Below are 25,597 nucleotides of genomic sequence, written 5' to 3' on the forward strand. Positions count from 1 at the left end.
CTCCAACCTAGGTTTGCACTATCATAGCACGCACAAAAAAGCCATACAATATGAAAATTGTATGGCGAACAATTCACTTTATCTTGTCAAGCAGCTGCCTAAGGATATCCAGTCCTCGCTGCAGCTCTGCAATTGTTTTCGGTGCGCACACAGAAACCCTTACAGCCCTTTCAGGAGAACTGTTCCCGACTACAAAACGGTCAGCAGCGTACACTTGTACGCCTTGTTGTGCCGCTAATGTTTCGAACGCAGCACCAGTGATCGTACCGGGTAATACAAGCCAACGAAAGATTCCAGTATCTGCACCTAACCAGGTGTAGTCCTTCAAATACTTATTTGCGATTTGATTTCTGCGGATTGTTTGTTCACGGTGCCCTTGGATCAACACTTCGAATTGATTGGACACAATCGTGCGAGCTGTAAGTTCTGCTAACAGCGGGGAAACGGTTATATTCAAATTGTAAAGTGCTTTTGAGATAGCCTCCCTAAACTGATTTGGTACAACTACATAGGCCAGACGCAGTCCTGGAGCCAATGTTTTAGATAAGCTCGCAATGTGTATGACTTGTTCCGGAGCGAACGAAGCAAGTGCGGGCAGCGGATTTTCGTGAAGAAGATGATACGATGCATCTTCTATCACAAACAGATTATGCTTCTTTGCTATTTCCGCAATCCTTTTTCGCTTTTCAACAGATAGAAAGGAAGCGGTAGGATTATGATAATCCGGAATCAAATAAATGCCTTTTATATTTTCGTTTTTACAAGCGTATTCCAATGATTCTGGACTCATCTCATAATTTTCCGATTTTATTGGTACAGTTTGTACACTAAACATGGAAGCAACTGTTTTCAAGCCAGGATATGTATGAAGGTCGACACCGATACGGTCTCCAGGCTTGCATAGGCTTGCCAGTGCGGTGGCAATCGCATTCTGTCCGCCATTCGCAAACAGAATATGTTCGACAGATGTCTCAAATCCACTTCTTCTGATCAGCTTTACAGCTGCATCCTTTTGCCATAGGCTCTCGCCTGGCCGGCCATAGCCGAACCACTTCTCATATCCCGACTCTTGAAGCATGCTTTTCAGTTGAAGCAGCAACGGCTCGTAAGACGTGTCATCTGGCAGGGTTGCGCCCATTTCAATTAAGTGTTCAGGTTTTTTATCTTCAAGTAAATAAGCATTCGACAAGGCATCATATGATACAAATGTTCCACTACCCACAGCAGCGCTTAACAATCCCTTTAATTCACAAATTTTAAAAGCTTTTGAAATGGTACTTACGTTTAAATCCAGGTAATCATCAAGTTCTCTTTGAGGAGGAAGTTTGGTTCCAGGTAACAAAACACCGTTTATTATATCCTGCTCCAATTTATCTGATATCGCATTATATATAGGCTTTTTCGTCTTATCTATAAATGGTTTCCAGCTCATGGGATAGTTCTCGAAAGAATTGATTGGCGGCATGACTTACACATCCTTTTTAAATTTTATAATTTTAAACGATCTCGGATAAAACTTGATATTTAGCGTTTATTTCAATGTTGAATCGGGAAAAGTAATATCGTTAATAATAACTTTTGGTCAGAAGGATCGGGATTGGAATCCATATGTCCGATAACTGATTCTGCTAACAATATTACATTCAATTAGGCTATTTTGCTCGAATTATTTCCACGAGTAAAGAAAAGATGAATCAACTTATTGGAATCATTACAATTGAATAATTTTTATTAAATAACAAGTATAATAATTGTAGAATCGAAATTAGAATGTTAGAATAATTTCGAATAATATAAGGAGGTACACCAATTTGGCTGAGAATAAAGATAAGAACGTTGAAAGAAAAACCTTAACTACAAGACAGGGACATCCTGTAACGGACAATCAGAATATCCGTACGATTGGTGACCGAGGTCCGGCAACACTTGAGAATTATCACTTTATCGAAAAAATTTCCCATTTTGACAGGGAAGAGGTACCAGAGCGGGTTGTACACGCAAGGGGTGCTGGGGCGTTTGGTTATTTTGAAACGTACGGAAAAGTAGGGGACGAGCCTGTAGAAAAGTATACACGTGCAAAAGTCTTTTCGGGCGCTGGTAAGAAAACGCCATTGATGGTTCGTTTCTCTACAGTAGCGGGGGCAAAAGATTCTTCGGAAACTGCTCGAGATCCTCGTGGTTTTGCAGTGAAGATGTATACGGAAGATGGAAACTGGGACTTGGTTGGTAACAACCTGAAGATTTTCTTTATCCGTGATGCGATGAAGTTCCCGGATATGATTCATGCGTTCAAAGTTGATCCAGCGTCAAACGTCCCTAATCCGCAGCGCATGTTTGACTTTGTGTCACGTACGCCTGAGGCAACACATATGATTACATTCTTATTCTCGCCATATGGCATACCAGCAACATATCGCCATATGCAAGGTTCAGGTGTCAATACTTATAAATGGGTAAATGAAAAGGGAGAAGCAGTCCTGGTGAAGTACCACTGGGAACCGAAGCAAGGCATCCGAAATTTGACCCAAGAAGAAGCAGATTACATTCAAGGAAAGAACACCAGTCATGCAACACAAGATTTATATGAGGCAATAGAGCAAGGGGATTACCCCGAATGGGAGCTATTCGTTCAGATCATGGAAGATGACTATCATGAAGAGCTTGATTTTGATCCTCTTGATGATACAAAACTATGGCCGGAAGATAAATTCCCGTGGTTGCCTGTTGGAAAGATGGTATTGGATCGTAACCCGGTAGATTACCATGCGGAAATCGAACAAGCTGCATTTGGTACTGGTGTGCTTGTCGATGGAATGGATTTCTCAGACGATAAAATGTTGCAGGGCCGTACTTTCTCTTATTCTGATACACAGCGTTATCGTGTGGGTGCAAACTACTTGAAATTGCCTGTCAATGCACCTAAAACTACTGTTCATACGAACCAGCATCGTGGACAAATGGATTTCCGTGATCCGAGAGAATCTGGTGACAATCCACATATCAATTATGAACCATCCATGCTTGGCGGTTTGCAGGAAGCCGATAAAGGAGAACGTCCGCAGCACCGTCCAACATTTAATGCTGCAGCTATGAGCGCGCCGATTGATCGCCCGAATAACTACGGGCAAGCAGGTGAAACGTATCGCAGCCTTGAGGATTGGGAGCGAGATGAGTTAATCAATAACTTGTCCAATGCTTTGGCTGTTTGTGATGAATCAATCCAAGACGCCATGGTGGAGCACTTTACACAGGCAGATGAGGAATATGGCCGTCGTGTGAAGGAAGGCATTGAGGCGAAGCTGAAAGAAATCAAAGAAAACAAAGAAGAAAATAAGCTTCCAGGACGCGAAGCAGGGCACACGAAGTTTGGGCAAGGTTCATTAGCTGCAAATGAAGCTACTGATGAAGCTGTAGAAAATAGCCGTAAATCAGATGAGTATTAAGAAATAAGTCCGCTCAAAAAGGCCGTCAATTATGACGGCCTTTTTGAGCGGACAAATATTATCGAGTGTATTAAACACCCTTTTTACGAAAGATTTCATGTAAGACAGCCGTACATGATTCAATGTCTTTGTGTAAATCAATAAGGCCAGTTGAAGTATTCTCTATACGAAACCCACCGGCCGACTTGGAATAGCTGAGTATGTATTTATCAAAAGTATGTGTAATATTAACATTTTCATAATGAATCAAAAACTCCAACGTCTTCTTAATGTCATGGGTCTGCATATGATCCCCTTTCCATTAATGGTGACTTTTGGAGTTCTGACAAATAAAAAGCCATCAATAATTTAGATTTTACTCCACTTTAACATACATTGCAGTAAATAGCTTTAACTTTATTTATGGAGCTGTATTTTTATACTGCATAATAGCTGAGCAAATAACAGTGGTATTTCAGTAACTGTTTTCTGTAAAATAAAAACCGGATTCGTTTTTGGAATCCGGTTTTTATTCCCTCTCTATAAACATGCTCTGTACAGAGCATCAAAATCCTTAGAGAAGAATATGAATAATTTTCGTTTAAGCTAATCTAACCTTGAAGTCTTGATAACCAAACTCACGGACTACTTTGCAATCGCCATCTTTATCTCTTACCGCAATAGCAGGTAATGGCATACCATTGAATGTGTTGGTTTTTACCATGGAATAAATAGCCATATCTCCGAAAACTAATCTATCGCCGCTTTTTAAAGGCTGATCGAAAGAATAATCTCCTATTACATCACCTGTAAGGCATGTTTGCCCGCCAAGGCGATATGTGAATTGCTTCTCTTCAGATTCGCCTGAGCCTAATAGAGGGGGACGATATGGCATTTCCAATACATCTGGCATATGACAAGTTGCGGAAGTATCAAGAATGGCTATTTCAATTCCATTCTTATGAATATCAAGCACTGATGTAATCAGATAGCCTGCATTAAGCGCAATGGCTTCTCCTGGCTCAAGATATACTTCTAAATCGTACTTTTCCTGCATTCTATTAATACACTTTTCTAGAGTGGGGATATCATAATCCTCTCTAGTGATATGGTGACCGCCGCCAAAGTTGATCCATTCCATTTGCGGCAGCCATTGACCGAATTTTTCTTCCACGGCTTTTAGAGTCGTCTCTAAATCGTCCGAATTCTGCTGGCAAAGTGTATGGAAGTGCAGTCCTGAAACACCTTCAAGCAATTCTGGAGAGAAATCTTCCTGTTTCACTCCGAATCTGGAACCAGGGGCGCATGGATCATAGATTTCATGTCCATTTTGTGTGGAACATTCAGGGTTAATACGCAAGCCAACTTTTCTGCCAGCCTCAAGAGCCTTATCCTTAAATTTTTCCAGCTGTGAGAAAGAGTTAAAGATAATATGATCACAAATGGATATGATTTCGTCGATTTCATCTTCACGGTAGGCAGGGGCAAAGACATGATTTTCCTTGCCCATTTCCTCGTAACCTAGACGAGCTTCGAACAGGCCGCTCGCTGTTGTGCCGCTCAAATATTTTCCAATCAAGGGGTACATTGTAGTCATGGAAAAAGCTTTTTGAGCTAACACGATTTTTGCTCCTGTACGCTGCATGACACCATTCAGGATTTTTAGGTTCCTTTCGATGAGACCTTCGTCAACTACATAACAAGGGGTTGGTAATTCTTCAAACCGCATGTTATCGAACGGACTCCTGATCTTTAGCTGCAGGCTCATCAACTAGCACTGGATTGAAGTCTTCTACCCATGGAAGTCCCCATTTGTTCAGCTCTTCCATGAATGGATCTGGATCAAACTCCTCAATGTTAAACACGCCTGGTTTGTTCCATTTGCCAGTCATGATCATAGCGGCACCGATCATGGCAGGAACGCCAGTTGTATAAGAGACAGCTTGGGAACCAACTTCTCTGTAGCATGCTTGGTGGTCACAGACATTGTATACATAGTAAGTTTTTTCTTTGCCGTCTTTTTTACCTTTGAAGATACAGCCAATGTTTGTTTTTCCAACTGTACGCGGTCCAAGTGTTGCTGGATCTGGTAATACAGCCTTTAGGAACTGAAGTGGAATAATCTGTTTTCCTTCGAATTCGATTGGTTCGATGGAAGTCATTCCTACATTTTCAAGAGCTTTAAGGTGTGTAAGGTAGCTTTGGCCAAATGTCATGAAGAAACGAATACGCTTGATACCAGGGATATTCAGAGCAAGAGATTCAAGCTCCTCATGGTAAAGCAAGTACATATCTTTTTTTCCAACTTCAGCAAAGTCATACTCGCGCTTGATTTCCATTGGTTCTGTTTCGATCCATTCGCCATTTTCCCAATATCTTCCGTTAGCAGAAACCTCACGGATATTGATTTCAGGATTGAAGTTCGTTGCGAAAGGATAGCCATGGTCTCCGCCATTACAGTCAAGGATATCGATATATTCGATTTCATCAAAGTAATGCTTTAGTGCATATGCAGAAAACACACCTGTAACACCTGGATCAAAACCGCTGCCTAAAAGAGCAGTGATTCCTGCTTTTTCAAAACGCTCCCGGTATTCCCACTGCCATTTGTATTCAAATTTAGCTGTATCCTCTGGCTCGTAGTTTGCTGTGTCCATATAGTGTGTTTTTGTTGCAAGACAAGCATCCATGATCGTCAAATCCTGATACGGCAATGCTAAGTTCATGACAATATCCGGTTTTACTTCTTCGATTAGAGCGATTAGCTCATCTACATTATCTGCATCCACTTGCGCAGTGGTGATTTTTGTTTTACCGCCATCTAATTTTGCTTTTAATTCATCACATTTAGATTTTGTTCGGCTTGCGATACAAATCTCTTCAAATACCTCGCTGTTTTGAACGGCTTTGTGAACAGCTACTGAAGCTACGCCGCCAGCGCCAATAATAAGTGCTTTACCCATTCTTTTATCTCCTAACTAAGATAGATTTTTGTCTAGCAAAGAAGAATACTGAACCAACCAAGCGATCAGAGTCGTTGCCACTTGCACGGCTGCAGGAAAGAAATACTTAGAAATAGTTCCCTAAAAACAAAAAAGCAAGTGCCAGAAACGCTAATCGCGCATCACACTTGCTTTAGATATAATTATCAATATTAAAATAGCATAGTAACTCCAGAACAAAAGCAGTCTAATTAACTGAGTCTTTTGCAAGAAAGCTTTTTAATATTCAAGTATATATCAAATAGGATCAGAGTCTAATAGCAAATAATTACTTTTACCACTCTTATTGACCGTTTCACAAGTTGATGTGCATAAGCACTGGTTGTAAAGTAACCAACTTATAAAATTTGAGCTTCTAACTCAATCAATAGGGCAACTAAAGTTGCCAATCGGCATTTGACCCGGCTGTCCGTATGGCCCTTAAACTTCCCTTAAGAGAGAAGTGGTCAAAATTATCTGCTTGGAAAGATCCAGATATATTGAATAGCAGCTTTCCAAATAACGCATCTATTATAGTAACACATATAATTTATATAGCAATAGACAAATTTCATTATATTTTTTATAAATATGACATAAAAGTCTTGAATGGTTTACCATACACTATGTGTTTTGATGAAGACGAAGTTCCACATATAAGTTAAGGCAATGACAGAATTAGAAGTACACGGTTATACATTAACTGTAATCGAGATGGAAAACCATCAGATATTAAATTAAAGATGAAGAAGCTGGCTTCTGAATTCAACCAACAAGATAACGTGGTGTCTTCATAATCATAGAGAGACATAACAAAGAATCCCCTTTCATTCTTCAAGAAGGGGATTCCTTCTGTTGTTTAGAAGAAAACTCCACTAAATTAACCATTACATATATGAAATTGAACCAGTTAAAACCCTTTCGACAAAATATGACTAAATCAGACCTTTTTTAGTGAAAAGCTTCACTTTCTAGTACTTCTTACCGATATAAAGAGGAATCATGTGCAGAGGAGCTAGTATTTTATGAATTCTACGATACAGGCAGTAGTCAATATTGCCCCCATTATAAAAGATACCCTAGGCCCGACAGCGGCAATAGGTGTAATGGATACAGAGAAGTTTGTCTATTTTGCTCCATCAACGCTTCTGAAGCTGGACGTTGAAGCAGGAAAAACAAGACTTGATGAACATGAGGTTTATTTGCGAGCTATCAAAGGGGAACACATTATTTCTAAAACCGAAGATCCTGAAATTTTCGGCGTACCGGTCGTGACCTCCATAACTCCTATAAGGGATATGGAAACAAACGAAATCGTTGGTCTTTTGTCTTTATCTCGGACATTGGAGCATCAAGATAAGCTAGATAAGGAGCTTAGCAGACTAAATGAGGTCATCGATGCATTGCAAGGTAAGGTACAGCACGTAGCTGCACAAGCAGAGGAACTTTCTGCTACTAGTAGTGACATCAACCAGCAAGCGAACAATGCAAACCAAAACTCCCGCCAAATAGGTGAAGTGGTTCAATTGATAGAACAAATATCCACACAGACAAATCTTCTTGGATTAAATGCAGCCATCGAGGCAGCTCGTTCTGGCGAAGCAGGAAAAGGCTTCGGCGTTGTTGCAGATGAAATCCGCAAACTTTCCGATAATACGAAGGAAGCAGTTCAGACAATCGGGAAATCCCTAACAGAGATACGATCCAGCATTGAAAACCTGACACTCAGCATTAATGAAGTCTCCACTTCATCAGAGGAGCAGTCTGTCGTCATGGTCGAATTCATGAATGACATTCAAGCTTTGGACGAAAAGAGCAAACAAATCATAGAAACAATGAAGAAAGTAACTAACCAGGAATAGGAGATTAGAATATGAATCTAACATTACAAGCGTTGGTCCATCTAGCACCTGAAATCAAAAAAAACCTTGGTGAGAATTGTGCTGTTGTCGTTACCGACACAGAGAATTTTATTTTTTCTTCCCAGTCGAAAGACTTAGATTATAGCGTTAATGTCGGCGATTTTGCTTTTTCTGAGGACAACGATATACTACGTCAGGCATTAAATGGAGAAAAGGTACAAATACATATTCCAAAAGAGCGTTATGGTGTCGGTATGCAATACTCCGCTAATCCTATTCGTGATGAAAATGGGGAGATTGTCGGTGTATTCCAAATCACCAAAACCTTGAAAGACGAAGAAATACTTGATAAAGAGCTGGATGAATTACGCACCATTGTCAGCAGTCTGCAAGGAAAAGTACAGCAAGTTGCAGCGCAGGCTGAGGAACTTTCCGCTACGAGCACGGATATTAATGGACAAGCAGCTCATGCAAATGAGAACTCCCAGGAAATCAGTAAGGTGGTTCAACTGATTGAAGATATTTCTACACAGACGAACTTGTTAGGCTTAAATGCAGCTATTGAAGCAGCCCGTTCTGGAGATGCTGGCAGAGGATTCGGCGTCGTGGCAGATGAAATCCGTAAGCTTTCCGTCGGGACGAAGGAGGCAGTCGGTACAATCGGCCAATCCCTTCAGGAAATACGGACAAATATGGAGAATTTGACTGTGAGCATCGGTGAAGTATCCACTGCCTCAGAAGAACAATCCCGTGTAATGGTAGAGTTCATGGAAGATATACAAAATCTTGATGAACAAAGCAATGATATTGGACAATACATCAAAGACATCACAAATTAAGACGGACTAGCACATAACTACTTCATTGAAAAAGGGGATAAAACAATGAAATCTTTAGTATATTACGGATCAAAAGATGTAAAGGTTGAAAATATCGCTGAGCCAGAGGTCAGCCAAGATACGGTTAAAGTCAAAGTTAAATTCGCAGGTATATGCGGTACTGATTTACACGAATACCTGCATAAGACCTTTGTAACAGAAGATAAAATGATTTTGGGTCATGAGTTTACAGGTGAAATTGTTGAGGTGGGCGGCAATGTAACAAAATTTAAAGCTGGTGATAGAGTAGCCGTTGAACCTATTTGGGGATGTGGTGAGTGTGATACCTGTAAAACAGGAAATTATAATATATGTCCTGATATGAAGTCATACGGAATCCATGAGAATGGCGGCTTCGCTGAATACGTTGTAGTAAAAGAAGCAAATGTATTTGCACTGCCGGATACACTTAGCTATGAATTGGCAGCTTTAATAGAACCTCTAGCTGTTGTATTACAAGCAATCAGAAAAAGCAAATTCAAAATTGGCGACAGCGTAGCGCTTTTTGGTGCAGGGCCCATCGGACTGCTTTTATCAGAAAGTTTGAGAGCAGCAGGAGCTAGTAAGATCTTTGTGGCTGAAGTTAGTGAGGAACGCAGAAAATTAGCTTTGGAAATGGGTGCGGATATCGTTATAAACCCGATAGAGGAAGATGCAGTGCAAGTCATTAAGAATAATACGAATGGCGGAGTGGATGTTTCCTTTGATGTTGCCGGGGTGGAAGCTACATTCAATCAATCTCTTGATTGCATCAAACCTAATGGGGAATTCATGATTGTCAGTGTTTTCGCGAATCCAGTTAACTATCACCCAACAATGCAAGTAGTCAGTGAGAAGAAAATCAATTCCTCTCTTGGTTATAATAATATTTTTAGCCAAGCAATTGATTTGTTAGCTAAAGGATCATTGAATGTTAAGCCAGTCATTACGAGTATTATAGAGCTGGACAACATTGTGGCAGATGGTTTTGAAAAACTGATAAGTGATAAAAATGAATGTAAGATCTTAGTTAAACCTAGTTAAGATAGGAAAAAGGAAGATCAGTTTGATATGCTCCCTTTCAAGTAGACAGTTAAAACTAACTGTTTACTGAAGGGGAGTTTTTTTAAGTTGAGGATTCCATACATCATAATTTTACTTTTTGGATGGGATTGTTTTCACTTGATTCATTTAAAGTTCAACTTAAGTTAGTTGAATAAATAACTGTAAAGAACTTATTAGATTACAGAATAGCTTCAAATAGAGATCCTTGAGTCATGGAAAGCTGGAATAGAGGTTAACAATCGTAGTTGGAGGTAAGAGCTCGATTTCGGTTATAATAGACTTTATTCAAGGAAAAGCTTACACTGGTACAATGTGCACGTAGAATGTTCATAAATGATCTTTCTTTATACTAAGTATATTTGCAATAGCATACGATATATCCCACATTTCTTTCTTCTGTGGTTTTTGGAGTGGTACTAGATAGTCTTTTGATGATGTTAGCTATCAACCTAAAAAGATACGTGGGAATAGGTAGTAAGGGGCATGAGTTATGGATAGAAACAACCAAACATCGAATGATTTACAAAAAGGGTTAAAAAACCGCCATGTGCAGATGATTGCACTGGGCGGAGCAATTGGAACCGGCTTATTTTATGGTTCTGCTTCTTCCATTGGATTAGCAGGACCGGCAATCCCGCTGGCTTACCTGGTAGGCGGCTTGATGATATTCTTTATCATGCGGGCTCTGGGTGAGCTTTCGGTTGATACGCCAAACTCTGGTTCCATCAGTTATTATGCTTATGAGAACTTAGGAGGCTTTTTCGGATTCTTTTCCGGATGGAACTATTGGTTCAATTATGTGGCAGTAACGATGGCTGAGTTGACGGTCGTCGGTATATACGTCCAATATTGGTTTCCGGAAGTACCGTCCTGGCTGACAGCATTCGCTTTCCTTATCTTGATAACTTGTATAAACCTATTAAGTGTCAAGCTTTATGGAGAATTCGAGTTTTATTTCGCTCTCATCAAAGTGGTAGCTATTATTGGCATGATAATTCTAGGTTTGATAATCATCTTCACTGGTTTTGGCAATAACGGTGTACCGACCGGTTTCTCCAACTTATTTGATGAAGGAGGCTTCCTGCCAAACGGAATGATAGGTGTTCTTCTGGCACTTGTACCTGTTATGTTCAGCTTTGGCGGTGTCGAGCTGGTAGGGATAACAGCGGGTGAAGTGGATACACCTAAGAAAACGATTCCTAAAGCAATCAATCAAGTTGTTTACCGCATCTTAATCTTCTATGTTGGTTCAATGATTGTAATCACAGCTATCTTCCCATGGAATCAAATAGACGGGGAAAGCAGTCCCTTTGTTCAAATACTTGATGGCGTCGGTATACCGGCAGCCGCTGGAATATTGAATCTTGTTGTTTTGACTGCAGCTGTGTCGGCGCATAACAGCAGCTTGTACAGCAATGGGCGCATGCTGCATGCCTTAGCGAAGCAAGGCAACGCACCACGGTTCCTGCAGCGTACTGGCAAAAGGACAGGTGCACCAGTACCAGCCATCTTACTCTCTTCCGGGGTGGCAGGAATTGCTGTTATAGTCAACTTCTTAATGCCGGAAAAGGTGTTCGGCTATGTGATGGCCACTGCAACGGTTGCAGGCATCATAAACTGGAGTATGATTATTATCATCCATTTAGCATTCCGTAAACGTATAGGAAAGGAAGCAGCAAGCAAGTTATCCTTCAAGCTGCCGCTGTATCCTATCTCCAATTATGTTGTACTGCTATTCCTGGCAGCTGTGCTTGTCATCATAGGCTTCATGCCGGATTATCGTTTGGCTCTATTTATATTGCCTTTGTGGGTACTGATACTCGTAATAGGATATAAACTGAAGAAAAAATAAAAAATGCGTGTCCATTATAGGGACACGCATTTTTTATTGATTTACTGTCTATCGTATATCCTGACAGGCGTTTACCTTAAGGATTACTTCTCTAATTGCTCTTCTCCCCAATAGCAAATTGCATCTAATACAGGAATCAAAGATAATCCTTTTTCGGTTAGGCTATATTCCACTTTTGGAGGCACTTGAGGATATTCTTTGCGATTAACTAGCTGATCGTTTTCAAGTTCTTTCAGCGTATTGGTTAATGTTTTAAAAGAAATGTTGCCTAGCATCCGTTTTAACTGATTATAGCGAATAGGTTCATTGCTTATATATAGGGCATATAAAACTGACATTTTGTATTTCCCCCCAATTAAAGACAACGTAAATCCAAAACCAGTATTTTTTATTTGATCTTTAAATTCATAGCGATCCATTCAACACTCTCCTTTAGGTAAGTATCGCACTTTAATTACCGTACTTGTAGAAGGATAAGGCATTCAATAAACTAAATGTACATCAAGCTATGATGCAAAGAAAGCGAAATAGGAGGAAACAATTATGAAGACCATTGTCTATGCTCATCCTTGGGAAGGAAGCTTTAATCATGCGATTTTAACTAGCATAACTAAAGACTTAGAAGCCAAAAGAGAGAAATTTCAAGTGATCGATCTTTATAAAGATGAGTTTAACCCCGCCTATACAGCTGAAGAATTGAAGCTGTTTAACAAGGGAGAAACGCCGTACAAATTAGTAAAGGAATATCAGGCAAAATTAAGCCAAGCCACGGAATTGATATTTATTTTCCCAGTCTGGTGGTGGGACTTACCTGCTATTTTAAAGGGTTTCATCGATAAAGTGATGTTGAGTGGCTTTGCTTTTTTAGAAGACAAAGAAATAGGTGGGCTGAAAGGATTATTGACTAACATAAGAAAAACAACTGTCATTTCAACTTCTACAACTGATAAAGCTTACATTGAATCGGAAGGTGGGAACGCTATTCAGGGAGTCTTTATTAACAGAACACTAGCTGACTTGGGATTAAGAAATAATGACACAAAATGGGTTCATTTTTCTGGGGTAAACGTAACAACGGATGAGAAAAGAAAACTGTTCTTACAAGAAATACCCCATAAACTTTGAGTTGATTTTTCTGCTTGACCTTGGCAGATTGATCAGTCTGGTGTAAAAGAACGTAGTACCCGTCATACAGTATCCGGCTTAATCCAGTCACAAAAATTCATAGCAAAAAGCCACACTTGGAGTGAAGTGTGGCTTCTTTCATCTTATTACTTATCTACCCTTAAATTCTTGAAATAATATTCTTTGTCATGATCCGTAATCTCCCTGAGTACTCGGCACGGATTACCTATAGCAACAACATTGGAAGGTATGTCTTTTGTCACTACACTGCCAGCCCCAATGACTGTATTGTCTCCAACTGAGATACCTGGAAGAAGAATCGCACCAGCACCTATCCAACAGTTTCTTCCTACAGTTACTGGTACATTAAATTGATATGCTTCTTCACGGAGTTCGGGCCAGATAGGATGGCCAGCTGTTGCTATCGTTACATTAGGGCCTATCATTGTATAGTCTCCGACGTAAATATGCGTGTCATCTACTAAAGTTAAATTAAAATTGGCGTAAACATTCTTCCCGAAATGAACATGGTTGCCGCCCCAATTTGCGTGGAGTGGGGGCTCTATATAGCAACCTTCCCCAATCTCAGCGAACATTTCTTTAAGCAAAGCTTCTCTTTTTTCTATTTCGGTTGGTCGCGTTTGATTAAAGTCGTATAGCCGTTCGAGGCATACTAGTTGTTGAGCTGCAAAATCTTTATCACCTGGTAGATACAAACTGCTATTGTGCAGTCTATCTTTAAAACTTTTATCCATATGTACAGCCTCATTTCTTCAAAAAAGTTGATTATAGTCTCAGCTAACGTCTTTCATTACGTTCTCACCTATCAAGAAGTTTCAAGACTTGATTATTGGCTCAATCGTTTAGGCTTAACACTAATTTCGTTAGCGCGTATTAAAATCAACCGACAGAACATTATCCCTGCTACACATACTAGAAGAAAATAAGGAAATATCAAAAAGGAAATGTTGGCCAACAACTGTCCTAGCAAGGGCGCCACTAAAGTAGCACCTGTGTAAGCAAAGGCCATTTGAATTCCCATAGCTGCTTGTGAATGATCTACTCCAAAATATACAGGAGTTTGGTGTAACATAGAAGGGTAGATTGGTGCAAGACCGGTTCCTATAATGACAAAGGATAATAGAGTAAATATTGTAGGAAATGGAAGTGACATTATAACTAAACCGAAAGCAGCCAAAGTACATCCCAGCCGTATTAATGCTTCATTCTTTATACGTATTGATAGAAATCCACTTAACATACGGCCTGCTGTCATACCAAGAAAGTACAAAGAAATCCAACCAGCGGCACTTTCGGCTGGGACATTCTCTATTTTGACTAAGTAACTTGAACCCCAGAGCATTATACAAGCCTCTGTTGATGCTATTAAGAAAAATGACACCATTCCAAAGGCAGATCCTTTTTTCTTAAAGGAGTTCCGCAATCCCATTTTACTTTCTGAATTGGTTTCTTTCGTATATTGAATTCTCTTACTATCAGCAGTTTCGTATTTTTTCCACCTTGAAAGTGAAAAGAGGAGCAGCAAGACTAATGCAAACTGTAATAATGAAATGGTAAAATAACCACTTCTCCAAGAATTCCCCCAAACCACCAATACTGATAATATAACAGGGCCGAGCAGAGCTCCAACTCCCCAGAATGCATGTAACCAGTTCATATGTTTTGCTTCGTAGTGAGTAGCGACAAACCTGTTTAAAGCTGCATCCACCGCTCCAGCACCCAGTCCCAATGGTATAGCACATACTATCAGCCAGATAAATGAAGGAGAAAATGAGAAACCAAGCAGTGCGATAGCAGTCATGGAAATACTTACTATCACGATCCTGCCGGTACCTAGTATTCTAATTAATCTATAAGAAAACAGACTGGATACTATTGTTCCTATAGAGATAATGATGGAAGCAATACCTGCATTGCCAATCGGTACGCCAAGATCAGTATTCATAAGCGGCCACGCAGACCCTAATATAGAATCGGGTAAACCTAAGCTGATAAATGATAAGTAAATTAAGAAGATGAAGAACATGATATCCTCCTATTCATAAAAAGGAAGCTTATACTGCAAATAAACAGCAATTACCACCCTGTGTTAACGAGTTATTCGCATAAACTTAATCAATTATATTTTTATTCATCGATCTCCTGCTTCATTCATTGGAAACATGCATGAAATTAGAAGCGATAACTTTTTAAGGATGAAATAAATTAGAATAGAGGCCATTACAGCCAATAATTTTACAAGGGACAAAAGAGAGCACTTTTACTCGTGTTTTCCTTTCTAATAAGGAGATATTGTGAAAGCAATGCCTGGGCTTCCTAAAACTATTGATAAAAAAATAGGGGATGTGTATAATCCTACTTACTGTGAAAAAAATATTCTTTTCTTCTTATTTAGAGAGATGGAGGGACTGGCCCGAAGAAATCTCGGCAGCGGAACTTATGTAATGGAGTTGCTGTGCCAAATCCAGCAAGCTGCGGCTTGATAGATAAGAGGAGTGTTTTATAGATATAAAGCCTCTTCTTATGGATCTAAGAGGGGCTTTATTTTTTTACAATAAAACAAAATCAGAGGTGAATCAATGAAGAAAGCAAATCCATGGGCTCTCATCCCATTTATTGTTTTTCTAGTTTTATTTATTGGATCCGGAGTTATCACAGGAGATTTTTATAACTTTCCGGTCATAGTAGCAATCACAATAGCAGCGGGTGTAGCTCTGTCTATGAATAGAAGTGAATCTCTTACTAAAAAGGTTGATATTTTCTGCAAAGGTGCAGGTAATAGCAATGTCATGCTGATGGTGATCATATTCATTTTAGCAGGAGCGTTTTCTGAAGTTGCCAAAGGCATGGGAGCAGTGGAGTCTGCTGTAAACCTTACTACATCAGTCGTTCCTCAAAACCTGCTAGTTGTAGGCTTATTTGTCATTGCATGCTTTATTTCCTTGTCGATGGGGACATCTGTTGGTTCCATTGTAGCACTAGCTCCAATTGGAGTTGGGATAAGCGATGAAACCAGTCTTTCGATGGCTTTGGTGATGGGAGCGATTGTTGGTGGGTCGATGTTCGGTGATAATCTATCCTTCATATCAGATACAACGATAACTTCCGTTCGTACGCAGGGCGCACAGATGAAAGATAAATTTAAAGTTAATTTTTTGATTGTGTTGCCTGCAGCTATTGTTACGTGTATCATTTTAGGATTTATCGCTATTGGTGAATCAGCTCAAGTAGAACATATAAACTATAATTGGATAAAGATAATTCCTTACGTCCTAGTCATAGTTTTTGCTTTAATTGGTATGAACGTCTTCCTCGTACTTGTGCTGGGAATAGTTCTTGCGGGAGCTGTTGGCTGGATAGATGGCAGCTACCATTTCATGAGCCTGATGCAGCAGATTGGTGATGGAATGGCGGGTATGTATGAAATTGCCTTCCTTGCAATATTAATAGCTGGAATGGTAGAGATAATTAAGTTTAATGGAGGAATTGATTATATTCTGCACCTTGCAACGCGTAGAATTAAAACGAAAAAGGGTGCCGAATTTAGTATCGCAGGGCTTGTTAGCCTAACTGATGTATCAACTGCTAATAACACAATCTCTATAATGATTACTGGTCCACTAGCCAAAAATATTGCAAATGAGTATGGGATAGAGCCAAGAAAGTCAGCTAGTATATTAGATCTTTTCTCTTGCTCCATCCAAGGTCTTCTACCATATGGAGCGCAATTATTGACTGCTGCAACCGTAGCAGGAATTTCGCCAATCAGTATCATTCCCTACAGCTTCTATCCAATCTTGGTAGGTATTTGCGGCATTATCGCCATCTTAATTGGCTATCCAAAAAAGAAAAATACTTCGGAAAAATGACTTTTCAGCTTTTCATAAGAGAAAAATATGTATTTATTCCAGTATGGGAACAAGCGGAATTATACCGCATACTAGCTTATTGGTGAAAACTGGTTCTGCCTTATAGAAAAATATACTAGGCGGACTTTTACAACAACAAAACTAAATAGTATGGAGTAGAAAAAACAGCTGCAACCTTGGGACAAACAAGTAGCTGTTTTTTCTTATTTATAAAGCCAATCTCTGCGGAATGTGAAGAGAATACTCAGATAAATATTCAAAACCCTTACCAATTCCCCCAGCCGCGTGACTGTCTGAACCAGGAACAAGCGGAATTCCCATTTTTGCTGCGTGCGCTATAAGCTCAACTGGCGGATAGATTTCTTTACATAATGGTTTATAAAGACCAGCTGTATTCACATCAAGCTCATATCCTTTTCTCTTTATGAGTTCCAGAATGTGTTTCTGTTCCTGTGAGAAAGAAGCCGGCTTCTGATAAGCAAGCTGAAATTTTTGAATCAGCGTAACATGACCAATTCTTCCTGGTTTATAGTGACCAAGATCAGCTTCAATGGAAGACTGGAGATTATCATAATAAGCTTTATATAATGGTAAAAGTCCTCCAAATGCATCGGCAGCACGTCCAAATTCTTCCTCACTATGATCAATACAGAAGAAAGACTTATCCGGTGCTTGGAGCATGTGCACGGAAAGGATACCATCATCCATTTCAGGACCGTATGTATCGAGGAAAGTTTGTGTTTCTTGTTCGTAGCCTCTGATATAATCAACTTCAAAGCCAATATTGATTTGCAGTTCATTTTTATATTGTTTTTGCAGCGCTTTGCCTTCCATTACATAAGCTTCCACCTGGTTTCGGTCCATGGTGCTGTCACGATGTGGAGCGGGATCCGTAAAGCCTTCCGGAAGCGGAGCATGTTCTGTAAATGATAAATGGGTAAGTCCTTTTTCGATTGCCTGCAGAACGTAGGCTTCCATTTTATCGTCTGCGCCGTGCTGGCAATACTGCGTATGTACGTGAAAATCTCCTGGCATTTGCTTGCTCCTTTCGTTATGTGTTGACGTTAGTATCTCATTATGTTACATTCAAATCAACAGAAATCCTTTATCTAAGTAAAGTGGTAGAATGATAAAGAAAGAATCGGAGGCTTATAGATGTTCTTACCAGCAGGAAGTCGTGATTTGACAGGTCGACAGCTTGTCAATCGAGTCAGCATATATGAAAAGTTCCAATCTGTCGTGAATTTACGAAATTATCAATCGATTGAAACACCTGTTATTGAGTATAGCACAACATTTACCAATCCTTATGCCGGTATGACACTTAAAAAGATGCTCAAATGGTTTGATGAAGAAGGGGAAATCGAAGTATTGCGCCCGGATTGGACGATTGCAGTTGCTCGTGCTCTTGCGAATCAGCAGTCTGATCAGCAGAAATGGGCGTATGCTGGATCTGTATTCAAAAAAGATCATGCAGGCGTCGAAAGCCATCAGGCTGGTATCGAAATCATCCGGACCCCAGGTCTGTATGGGGAATATGAAAGTTTGTTCACAGCAGTCCGCTTCCTTCGGGAACTAGGATTGCAGCAGTATAGCATCGAGCTCGGGCATACGGAAATCTTCGAGACATTTATTTCTTCTCTGGAACTTATTGATGCTGATGCTTCTAACATTAGACAGGCGATGCACGATAAGCGAAAAGATGAAGTATATCGTCTTGTCAAGGAAGCAGGAAATGAGGAGACAGCCGAAGCAGTCGCTGCATTAGCTGATGCATTTGGCGGAACAGCTATTTTAGATAAATTCGCTGGGACGTGGGAAAATAACGCTAAATTATTACCTGTTATCCAAGAGCTTCAGCAGCTTGCGGCTGCTTTGGAAGAGCTTGGTCAGGATGTCATCGTGGATCTGGGGCGTGTAAAGCAGCTTCCATACTACAATGGCGCCATGTTCAGAGGTTTTCTGGCGGAAAGTGGAGCTGAATGCTTCTCTGGCGGCAGATATGACGAGCTGTACGAACAGTTTGGCGGAAAGATGAGCGCTGTCGGCTTGGCATTTGATATGGACGTGCTTGCTGCTGCGCTGCCAGCACCACATAGACAAGAACGCATATGCTTGCTGACGGATGAGCAAGGTCTGATTGCAGCTGAAGCACTGCGGTATAAATATCCAAATGCAATTGTAGACATCAGGACAGAAGCAACAGCCGAAAATTATGATCGAGTTTATCAAGTGGTTCAGAGCGGAGAAGGATACGAGGTGGTCGAGAGATGAAACCAGTCATCGCATTAACGAAAGGTCGCGTCGAAAAGCAATTCCTCGCATATTTGGAGGAACGAGGGTTCGACAGCAAACCATTGGTGGAAAAAGGACGCAAGTTAAGCGTTGAAACGGATGAGGCAATCTATTTCTTCGCCAAAGGCGTAGATGTGACAACGTATGTACAGCATGGCATTGCAGATCTGGGAATCGTAGGAGAAGACATCATTGCTGAATTCCAGCCAGATGTATTCAATCTCTTCCCATTGCCATTTGGTGCTTGCAAGATGGCGGTTGCTGCTGAGAAGGATAAAGTTTGGCCGGACCGGAAGAAACGGATCGCCAGCAAGTACACAAATATCACGAAGCAATATTATTTAGAAAAAGGCGAGTCGGTCGACATCATCAAGCTGGAAGGGTCCGTGGAATTGGCACCGCTGCTTGGATTGGCAGATGCCATTGTCGATATCGTCGAAACAGGTACGACCTTGAAAGAGAATGGTTTGGAAGTAATCGAAGATATCCAGCACTTCACGGCCAGAGTCATTGCTAACCGTTCTTCTTTAAAAATGAAACGCAATATTCTCCAGCCTTACCTTTCTGTTTTACAGGAAGAGGTGACGCAATCATGAGAAAGCTTACCAGTACGCAATTCCTGGAACAGTTTTGCACCCGGAAAGCAGACAGCGGTTTTGACCCTGAGGTTCTTCAGTCTGTATCGGCTATTTTGAAGGATGTCCGGCTGGAAGGCGATCAGGCTGTACGGAAATATACTGAGCAATTCGATGATACAATAACAGATCAGCTTCTTGTGTCGGAAGCTGAGATAAAAGAGGCAAAAGCCAAATTGGCACCTGAGACGTTGACAGCTTTAAAGCAAGCGGCGGCAAATATTCGTGCTTTTCATGAAAAGCAAGTCACAGCATCCCGCATCATAACTGCCGAGGAAGGCAAACAGCTCGGTCAGCTCATCTTGCCGATGGAGCGAATCGGTATATATGTGCCTGGAGGCAAGGCGGTATATCCGTCGACAATTCTGATGAATGCCATTCCAGCACGGCTGGCAGGTGTGAGGGAAATCATTATGGTAACACCAGTGAAGAACAATGGGGCGATTGCTCCTGTCTTAGTGGCTGCAGCTGAAATTGCCGGCGTGGATAAAATATATAAAATTGGCGGTGCCCAGGCGATTGGAGCTCTGGCATATGGAACGGAAACGATCGCTTCAGTAGATAAAATTGTCGGACCGGGAAATGCGTATGTAGCTGCGGCGAAAATGCTCGTCTTCGGTCAGGTTGGGATTGATATGATTGCTGGCCCATCCGAAGTAGCTATCATTGCAGACGCAACTGCTGATCCTGCATTTATAGCTGCGGATTTGCTGGCCCAGGCAGAACATGATGAAAATGCAAGAGTAGTCCTTTTGACAGACAGTGAGGCTTTGATCCAATCAGTAGAAAAAGAGCTGGAAAGCCAGTTGGAGAAGCTGCCTCGCAAAGCAATTGCAAGCGAAGCAATAAACGGGGAAAGTGCTCTTGTTCTGACAAATTCTATGGGTGAGAGCTTCGAGTTATCGAATGCTTTTGCTCCCGAACACTTGGAAATCCAGACAGCTGATCCGCTATCAACTTTAGGAAAGATAAAACATGCTGGATCGGTCTTCCTTGGTTCCTATGCTCCTACAGCTTTAGGTGACTATTACGGGGGAACAAATCACGTATTGCCGACAAACGGCACAGCAAGATTCTCATCAGGGCTCAGTGTGGATGATTTTATTAAGAAAACGACATTCACGTATTATGATAGACAAGCATTGGAGCAAGGCAGAACGGCTATCACTCAGCTGACAGAAGAGGAACAGCTGACAGGACATGGAGAATCGATCAATATCCGATTCAAGTCATAGACAGGGGGATGCAATAATGCGTACAGCAGAAAAAGCTCGTAAAACGTTCGAAACAGACATCAACATGCAGGTGAATCTGGATGACAACAGCAACATCTCAATCAATACTGGGGTAGGGTTCTTCGATCATATGCTGACATTGTTCGCAAGTCATGCCAGAATCGGACTAGTTGTAGAAGCAAAAGGTGATTTACATATCGATAGTCACCACACAGTGGAGGATACTGGCATTGTGCTCGGACAGCTGATGAAAGAAGCGCTCGGTACAAAGGAAGGTATCAACCGCTATGGCAACGCCTTTGTGCCAATGGATGAAACATTAGGCTTTGTAGCTCTGGATATCAGCGGACGCCCGTTCCTTGTGTTTGATGCAGAATTCGAAAATCCTAAACTGGGCAACTTCGATACAGAGCTGGTACGCGAATTTTTCCAAGCGTTTTCTGTGCACGCAGGTATCACACTGCACGCAAAGGTTCATTACGGATCCAATACGCATCATAAAGCAGAATCTTTGTTCAAAGCACTTGGCCAATCGCTGGCAATTGCCATTAAAGTGAACCCAGATATCAAAGGTGTCAACAGTACGAAAGGGATGATCGAATGATCGCAATCGTCGATTATGGCGTCGGCAATGTCGCCAGTGTCGCCAATGCTTGCAAGCAGCTTGGATATGAAACGATACTGACAGACAAAAAAGAGGAATTTGAGCAAGCAACACATATCATTCTGCCAGGTGTTGGATCATTCCGAGCCGCGATGGAGGAGATAAACAAGCGCGACTTGCGCGAAATGCTTCTTGATTTAGCTGCACGTAAACCATTCATCGGTATTTGTGTAGGCATGCAGTTGTTATTTGAGAAGGGCTTCGAACATGGTGAAACAGAAGGGCTTGGTCTGATTCCAGGAACTGTTGAGAAAATAGAAACAAGTCACCTGCTTCCCCATATTGGCTGGAATGCATTGGAGGTAAGTGACAGTTTTCCGACTTACACAGAACAAAACGGTAAACATGTTTACTTCGTTCACAGTTATCAGGCGAACACACCGGAAGAATATATTGTTGCCAGTACGGAATATGGGACACAGATCCCTGCAATCGTGCAGAAAGGGAATATTTGCGGTATCCAGTTCCACCCGGAGAAAAGTGAGAAAGTAGGCCAGTTGTTATTGCAGAGCGTATTTGAAAGCAGCCAGCAGGCGTACAGCAAGGAGGAAGGCATATGATCGCAAAACGTATCATTCCATGTCTTGATGTGAGGGATGGCACTGTCGTCAAGGGTACGAATTTTGTTTCACTGCGTGAACTCGGTGATCCTGTTGCCATGGCTGCGGCGTATTCGAAAAGCGGCGCAGATGAGATTGTGTTCCTCGACATTTCCGCAACACATGAAGGACGGGCGACGATGATGGACATCGTACGTCAGACTGCATTGCACGTGTTCGTGCCTTTTACAGTCGGAGGCGGCGTTCGCTCACTTGATGACATGACGACCATGCTTCAGGCTGGAGCGGATAAAGTAGCCATTAACTCAGCAGCAGTTGCCGACCCGGATCTCATCACAAAGGGAGCAGAGAAGTTTGGTTCACAATGTATTGTCGTTGCCATCGACGCGAAACGTTTTGAGGATGGCTGGCACGTGGTAACACACGGCGGCCGTAAGGATACAGGCATAGATGCAATCGAATGGGCGAAGGAGGCAGAAGCGAGAGGAGCAGGGGAGATCTTGCTCACAAGCATGGATGCTGATGGCGTGAAAACTGGCTATGATCTGCCACTGACAAAAGCGATTGTTGATGAAGTCCGCATCCCTGTCATTGCCTCAGGAGGCTGCGGCAGCCCTGAACATATAACAGAAGTATTCCAGGAAACAGATGTGTCCGCAGCTCTTGCAGCGTCCATTTTCCATGATAAGACTTTCAGTATCGAAGAAGTAAAGCAAAGCTGCCACCAGGAAGGAGTGCGGATTCGTGAAGCCTGATTTTAGCAAAGGACTCGTCCCAGCAATTGTGCAAGACAGCCAAACCAAGCAAGTACTCATGCTTGCTTATATGAATGAAGAAGCATATGGGAAAACAGTAGAAACGAAAGAAACATGGTTCTATTCCCGCTCGCGAGAGGAGCTTTGGAATAAAGGAGCGACCTCCGGCAACACCCAGCAGGTTGTCGATATGAAGCTTGACTGTGACAATGATACAATTCTGATCAGTGTCACACCACAAGGACCAGCGTGTCACACTGGGGAAGTGAGCTGTTTCTTCAATGAAACACCAATTACTGGTGATACAGAGGGAGAAGCGAATATATTCAGGACAGTTATGGATGAAGCAGAAGACCGGAAAAAGCACCCTGTAGAGAATTCCTATACAAACTACTTGTATAACAAGGGTGTCGATAAAATTGGCAAGAAAGTGATTGAAGAAGCTGGTGAAGTAGTCATCGCGGCAAAGAATGATGATCCAGAGGAATTGGTTGCAGAAGTAAGCGACTTGCTTTACCACAGCTTCGTCCTGCTTGCAAACCAAGGCGTCAGCCTGCAAGAAGTAGAAGCGGAGCTAGCACGCCGGTTTCAGAAGAAAGGCAATAACAAAGGAGAGCGTCCGCCGATAGAAGAGTGGTGACGACATTTAGAAAAAAATTAAAGAAATCGACTAGCCCATTCAAATTAGAAAAGATGAACTAGTCGATTCTTTTATTATGGCCTGAAAGATAGTACGAATTGGGTAGTGCTTAACATCACTAGAAGTCGATAGTTCTTATCTTAATCTAATTCTTTCGCTTTATACATGAAGTAATCAAAATCAGCATGCAGTCTTTGACCAGATGTATCTTGACATTGCATTCCAACAAATGCTCCTGTGAAGAAACCGCCACCCTTGATATAGTCATCGGATAATTTATAGGAGGGAAGTGTTACTGGGACTTCTGTCCAATTATCACCATCAAAAGAATAAGAATAACTATAAATGTTTGCGCTTACATCACATCTCAAATAAATATAGTCTACGTCAAGTGGAACGCTGATTTGATTATCTAGGAGAGGCTGTTCGAAAACAAAATTATCACATGTCGTTAGATCCAGGATCCTGCCTTTATTCTCATCCCAAGTAATCTGAAATGCTGTCCAATTTTGCGTATTATAATAATTAACCAATCCAGCTGCTTGCTGAAAACTACTTGGATTGAATGATATCTTTGTTTCTGCAGTAAAATTAAAATGCTGCCACCTTCTCGCAATGAAGGCTTGTGTAAATTTCGAAGTGAGAGATTCTCTGCCGTAAAGTCTTAAATGTCCTGGGTTATCTTGTAATGTTGAGATTTTCTCATCGAGTGGAATACGAAGTGACTGGAAATGAAGATTTAAAGAATTGGTATCGAAATCATCTATCACGTCGTAGTCACTGTTCCATTTTACTTCCTTTATTGCTGGTCCTTCTATTTCTAAAGATGGTTGATTTCCGCCAACTACATAGGGCCAATCATTATTCCATTCCAAACGTTGAATTGCAGTTTCTCGGCCGAGCGGACAATAACCACGCGGATCCAGCAGCGGTTTATCTGGATGTCTTAAAGGCCGTCCAGTTAAGTGAACTAAAAACCATTCATCTGTATGAGTATGGACAATGGAGGCGTGTCCAGCTTTTTGCATCGGATTTCTTGGATAAGGAAAAGAAGTAATCAATGGGTTCTGCGGATGAACTTCATAAGGTCCAAGCAAATCTTTTGAACGAGCAATGGTAGCTTGGTGGTCGTATTTGGTTCCTCCTTCAGCCGTTAAAAGGTAATAGTATCCGTTTATTTTATATAGGTGGGGGGCTTCTGTCAGCTTCACGTCTGTTCCTTTGAAGATGATGTCTTTTTTGCCTACTAGTTTTTGTTCATCAACACTATATTCTTGAAGTACTATGCCGTGAAAGTTATGATTGCCAACTCGATGATCCCAGACCATATTTACAAGATATTTTTTACCATCGTCATCATGGAACAAGGAAGGATCAAATCCGGAACTGTTCAAAAATATCGGGTCGGACCATTCACCTTCTACTGTATCACAGGTAACCAAGTAATTATGACAGTCCTTCCATTGACCATCCACTACTTTAACATCGGAGTAAATCAGCCAGAATTTTTCATCAAAATACGATAGAGCAGGGGCCCATACTCCTCCGGAATCAGGATTCCCTATCATGTTCAGCTGACTAATACGATTAAGAGGCCTCGATACCAGCCGCCAATTCTTTAAATCTCTGGAGTGATAGATACCCACGCCGGGAAACCACTCAAATGTAGATACCGCAACATAGTAATCTTCTCCTGACCGGCAAATACTCGGATCGGGATTAAACCCTGTCAAAATTGGATTTTGAATTGTTGTCATTT

General features: G+C 41.3%; 21 protein-coding genes, 1 pseudogene and 1 riboswitch. Of the genes and pseudogenes, 14 read left to right on the forward strand and 8 right to left on the reverse strand.

All coding sequences use genetic code 11. The annotated features are described in order from the left end of the window. Positions 1-73 precede the first annotated feature (73 nt). A complete protein-coding gene (locus tag ACH6C1_RS07945; protein ID WP_374076176.1) occupies positions 74-1,465 on the reverse strand; it encodes an aminotransferase-like domain-containing protein in 1,392 nt (463 codons plus the stop codon). A gap of 346 nt (positions 1,466-1,811) precedes the next feature. On the opposite strand from ACH6C1_RS07945, the gene ACH6C1_RS07950 reads away from it, so the two are divergent. After that, complete coding sequence (locus ACH6C1_RS07950; RefSeq protein WP_374076178.1) at positions 1,812-3,443, forward strand: catalase; 1,632 nt, start codon at positions 1,812-1,814, stop codon at positions 3,441-3,443. 580 nt (positions 3,444-4,023) lie between these two features. Here the strand turns inward: ACH6C1_RS07950 and nspC are convergent. Then, positions 4,024-5,151 carry a carboxynorspermidine decarboxylase gene (nspC, locus tag ACH6C1_RS07955; RefSeq protein ID WP_374076179.1) on the reverse strand — a complete coding sequence of 376 codons (1,128 nt, stop codon included), beginning with the start codon at positions 5,149-5,151 and terminating at the stop codon, positions 4,024-4,026. A gap of 1 nt (position 5,152) precedes the next feature. Continuing rightward, positions 5,153-6,385, reverse strand: coding sequence for a saccharopine dehydrogenase family protein (locus ACH6C1_RS07960; RefSeq protein WP_374076181.1), 1,233 nt, complete (start codon positions 6,383-6,385; stop codon positions 5,153-5,155). Positions 6,386-7,932: 1,547 nt separating this feature from the next. On the opposite strand from ACH6C1_RS07960, the pseudogene ACH6C1_RS07965 reads away from it, so the two are divergent. The 4 genes and pseudogenes from ACH6C1_RS07965 to ACH6C1_RS07980 all read left to right on the forward strand — a co-directional run. Beyond that, a pseudogene (locus tag ACH6C1_RS07965) lies at positions 7,933-8,265 on the forward strand (methyl-accepting chemotaxis protein); the annotation flags it as partial. 11 nt (positions 8,266-8,276) lie between these two features. Then, positions 8,277-9,104 carry a methyl-accepting chemotaxis protein gene (locus ACH6C1_RS07970; protein WP_374076183.1) on the forward strand — a complete coding sequence of 276 codons (828 nt, stop codon included), beginning with the start codon at positions 8,277-8,279 and terminating at the stop codon, positions 9,102-9,104. Between the two features lie 45 nt (positions 9,105-9,149). Next, entirely contained in the window at positions 9,150-10,166 is a 1,017-nt protein-coding gene (locus ACH6C1_RS07975; protein ID WP_374076185.1) for a 2,3-butanediol dehydrogenase, read from the forward strand. 511 nt (positions 10,167-10,677) lie between these two features. Continuing rightward, positions 10,678-12,039, forward strand: a complete 1,362-nt coding sequence (locus ACH6C1_RS07980) for an amino acid permease (RefSeq protein ID WP_374076187.1) — start codon at positions 10,678-10,680, stop codon at positions 12,037-12,039. Between the two features lie 83 nt (positions 12,040-12,122). Here the strand turns inward: ACH6C1_RS07980 and ACH6C1_RS07985 are convergent, their stop codons facing one another. Next, positions 12,123-12,458 carry a winged helix-turn-helix transcriptional regulator gene (locus tag ACH6C1_RS07985; RefSeq protein ID WP_374076189.1) on the reverse strand — a complete coding sequence of 112 codons (336 nt, stop codon included), beginning with the start codon at positions 12,456-12,458 and terminating at the stop codon, positions 12,123-12,125. Between the two features lie 124 nt (positions 12,459-12,582). On the opposite strand from ACH6C1_RS07985, the gene ACH6C1_RS07990 reads away from it, so the two are divergent. After that, positions 12,583-13,164, forward strand: coding sequence for an NAD(P)H-dependent oxidoreductase (locus ACH6C1_RS07990; protein WP_374076191.1), 582 nt, complete (start codon positions 12,583-12,585; stop codon positions 13,162-13,164). Positions 13,165-13,310: 146 nt separating this feature from the next. Here the strand turns inward: ACH6C1_RS07990 and ACH6C1_RS07995 are convergent, their stop codons facing one another. Together ACH6C1_RS07995 and ACH6C1_RS08000 are read right to left on the reverse strand one after the other, a co-directional pair. Next, positions 13,311-13,919: a sugar O-acetyltransferase gene (locus tag ACH6C1_RS07995; protein ID WP_374076193.1), complete on the reverse strand. Its 609-nt coding sequence runs from the start codon at positions 13,917-13,919 to the stop codon at positions 13,311-13,313. Between the two features lie 92 nt (positions 13,920-14,011). Continuing rightward, positions 14,012-15,211, reverse strand: coding sequence for an MFS transporter (locus ACH6C1_RS08000; RefSeq protein ID WP_374076195.1), 1,200 nt, complete (start codon positions 15,209-15,211; stop codon positions 14,012-14,014). Positions 15,212-15,569: 358 nt separating this feature from the next. Beyond that, a riboswitch (SAM riboswitch) is annotated at positions 15,570-15,678 on the forward strand. Between the two features lie 86 nt (positions 15,679-15,764). Between ACH6C1_RS08000 and ACH6C1_RS08005 the strand changes: the two genes are divergently transcribed. Then, positions 15,765-17,054 (forward strand): Na+/H+ antiporter NhaC family protein, encoded by a 1,290-nt coding sequence (locus ACH6C1_RS08005; RefSeq protein WP_374076197.1) that lies wholly within the window; start codon positions 15,765-15,767, stop codon positions 17,052-17,054. 207 nt (positions 17,055-17,261) lie between these two features. Here the strand turns inward: ACH6C1_RS08005 and hisJ are convergent, their stop codons facing one another. Further along, the gene (hisJ, locus tag ACH6C1_RS08010; protein WP_374076198.1) at positions 17,262-18,089 is read right to left on the reverse strand and encodes a histidinol-phosphatase HisJ; all 828 of its coding nucleotides are present in this window, start codon (positions 18,087-18,089) and stop codon (positions 17,262-17,264) included. Between the two features lie 120 nt (positions 18,090-18,209). Here hisJ and ACH6C1_RS08015 point away from each other — a divergent pair, with 120 nt between their 5' ends. From ACH6C1_RS08015 to hisIE, 7 genes are read left to right on the forward strand one after another with little or no spacing between them, the layout of a single operon-like run. Further along, complete coding sequence (locus tag ACH6C1_RS08015) at positions 18,210-19,328, forward strand: ATP phosphoribosyltransferase regulatory subunit (protein WP_374076199.1); 1,119 nt, start codon at positions 18,210-18,212, stop codon at positions 19,326-19,328. Next, positions 19,325-19,945: an ATP phosphoribosyltransferase gene (gene hisG / locus ACH6C1_RS08020; RefSeq protein ID WP_374076200.1), complete on the forward strand. Its 621-nt coding sequence runs from the start codon at positions 19,325-19,327 to the stop codon at positions 19,943-19,945. Before ACH6C1_RS08015 ends, hisG begins: the two co-directional genes overlap by 4 nt. Further along, on the forward strand, positions 19,939-21,219 hold the full coding sequence (gene hisD, locus ACH6C1_RS08025) for a histidinol dehydrogenase (RefSeq protein WP_374077168.1): 1,281 nt from the start codon (positions 19,939-19,941) through the stop codon (positions 21,217-21,219). The genes hisG and hisD overlap by 7 nt, the downstream gene beginning before the upstream one ends. A 16-nt stretch (positions 21,220-21,235) precedes the next feature. After that, entirely contained in the window at positions 21,236-21,823 is a 588-nt protein-coding gene (gene hisB / locus ACH6C1_RS08030) for an imidazoleglycerol-phosphate dehydratase HisB (protein WP_374076202.1), read from the forward strand. Beyond that, positions 21,820-22,443 carry an imidazole glycerol phosphate synthase subunit HisH gene (hisH, locus tag ACH6C1_RS08035; RefSeq protein ID WP_374076204.1) on the forward strand — a complete coding sequence of 208 codons (624 nt, stop codon included), beginning with the start codon at positions 21,820-21,822 and terminating at the stop codon, positions 22,441-22,443. Before hisB ends, hisH begins: the two co-directional genes overlap by 4 nt. Then, complete coding sequence (hisF, locus tag ACH6C1_RS08040) at positions 22,440-23,198, forward strand: imidazole glycerol phosphate synthase subunit HisF (RefSeq protein ID WP_095222775.1); 759 nt, start codon at positions 22,440-22,442, stop codon at positions 23,196-23,198. Before hisH ends, hisF begins: the two co-directional genes overlap by 4 nt. Further along, entirely contained in the window at positions 23,188-23,838 is a 651-nt protein-coding gene (hisIE, locus tag ACH6C1_RS08045; RefSeq protein WP_374076207.1) for a bifunctional phosphoribosyl-AMP cyclohydrolase/phosphoribosyl-ATP diphosphatase HisIE, read from the forward strand. Before hisF ends, hisIE begins: the two co-directional genes overlap by 11 nt. A gap of 140 nt (positions 23,839-23,978) precedes the next feature. On the opposite strand, the gene ACH6C1_RS08050 is transcribed toward hisIE, so the two are convergent. After that, a complete protein-coding gene (locus ACH6C1_RS08050; protein WP_374076208.1) occupies positions 23,979-25,595 on the reverse strand; it encodes a glycoside hydrolase family 43 protein in 1,617 nt (538 codons plus the stop codon). Between the last annotated feature and the right edge of the window lie 2 nt (positions 25,596-25,597).

The organism is Terribacillus sp. JSM ZJ617 (assembly GCF_044383785.1).
Classification (GTDB): Bacteria; Bacillota; Bacilli; order Bacillales; family Amphibacillaceae; genus Terribacillus.

Excerpts from the sequence above, each read along its gene's own strand:
- ACH6C1_RS07945 (WP_374076176.1), bottom strand. The coding sequence starts at position 1,465 with ATGCCGCCAATCAATTCTTTCGAGAACTATCCCATGAGCTGGAAACCA.
- ACH6C1_RS08005 (WP_374076197.1), top strand. The coding sequence starts at position 15,765 with ATGAAGAAAGCAAATCCATGGGCTCTCATCCCATTTATTGTTTTTCTA.
- ACH6C1_RS07970 (WP_374076183.1), top strand. The coding sequence starts at position 8,277 with ATGAATCTAACATTACAAGCGTTGGTCCATCTAGCACCTGAAATCAAA.
- ACH6C1_RS08050 (WP_374076208.1), bottom strand. The coding sequence starts at position 25,595 with ATGACAACAATTCAAAATCCAATTTTGACAGGGTTTAATCCCGATCCG.
- hisJ (WP_374076198.1), bottom strand. The coding sequence starts at position 18,089 with ATGCCAGGAGATTTTCACGTACATACGCAGTATTGCCAGCACGGCGCA.
- ACH6C1_RS07985 (WP_374076189.1), bottom strand. The coding sequence starts at position 12,458 with ATGGATCGCTATGAATTTAAAGATCAAATAAAAAATACTGGTTTTGGA.
- ACH6C1_RS08000 (WP_374076195.1), bottom strand. The coding sequence starts at position 15,211 with ATGTTCTTCATCTTCTTAATTTACTTATCATTTATCAGCTTAGGTTTA.
- hisF (WP_095222775.1), top strand. The coding sequence starts at position 22,440 with ATGATCGCAAAACGTATCATTCCATGTCTTGATGTGAGGGATGGCACT.
- ACH6C1_RS07975 (WP_374076185.1), top strand. The coding sequence starts at position 9,150 with ATGAAATCTTTAGTATATTACGGATCAAAAGATGTAAAGGTTGAAAAT.
- ACH6C1_RS07995 (WP_374076193.1), bottom strand. The coding sequence starts at position 13,919 with ATGGATAAAAGTTTTAAAGATAGACTGCACAATAGCAGTTTGTATCTA.
- ACH6C1_RS07980 (WP_374076187.1), top strand. The coding sequence starts at position 10,678 with ATGGATAGAAACAACCAAACATCGAATGATTTACAAAAAGGGTTAAAA.
- ACH6C1_RS08015 (WP_374076199.1), top strand. The coding sequence starts at position 18,210 with ATGTTCTTACCAGCAGGAAGTCGTGATTTGACAGGTCGACAGCTTGTC.
- hisH (WP_374076204.1), top strand. The coding sequence starts at position 21,820 with ATGATCGCAATCGTCGATTATGGCGTCGGCAATGTCGCCAGTGTCGCC.
- ACH6C1_RS07990 (WP_374076191.1), top strand. The coding sequence starts at position 12,583 with ATGAAGACCATTGTCTATGCTCATCCTTGGGAAGGAAGCTTTAATCAT.
- hisG (WP_374076200.1), top strand. The coding sequence starts at position 19,325 with ATGAAACCAGTCATCGCATTAACGAAAGGTCGCGTCGAAAAGCAATTC.
- nspC (WP_374076179.1), bottom strand. The coding sequence starts at position 5,151 with ATGCGGTTTGAAGAATTACCAACCCCTTGTTATGTAGTTGACGAAGGT.
- hisB (WP_374076202.1), top strand. The coding sequence starts at position 21,236 with ATGCGTACAGCAGAAAAAGCTCGTAAAACGTTCGAAACAGACATCAAC.
- ACH6C1_RS07960 (WP_374076181.1), bottom strand. The coding sequence starts at position 6,385 with ATGGGTAAAGCACTTATTATTGGCGCTGGCGGCGTAGCTTCAGTAGCT.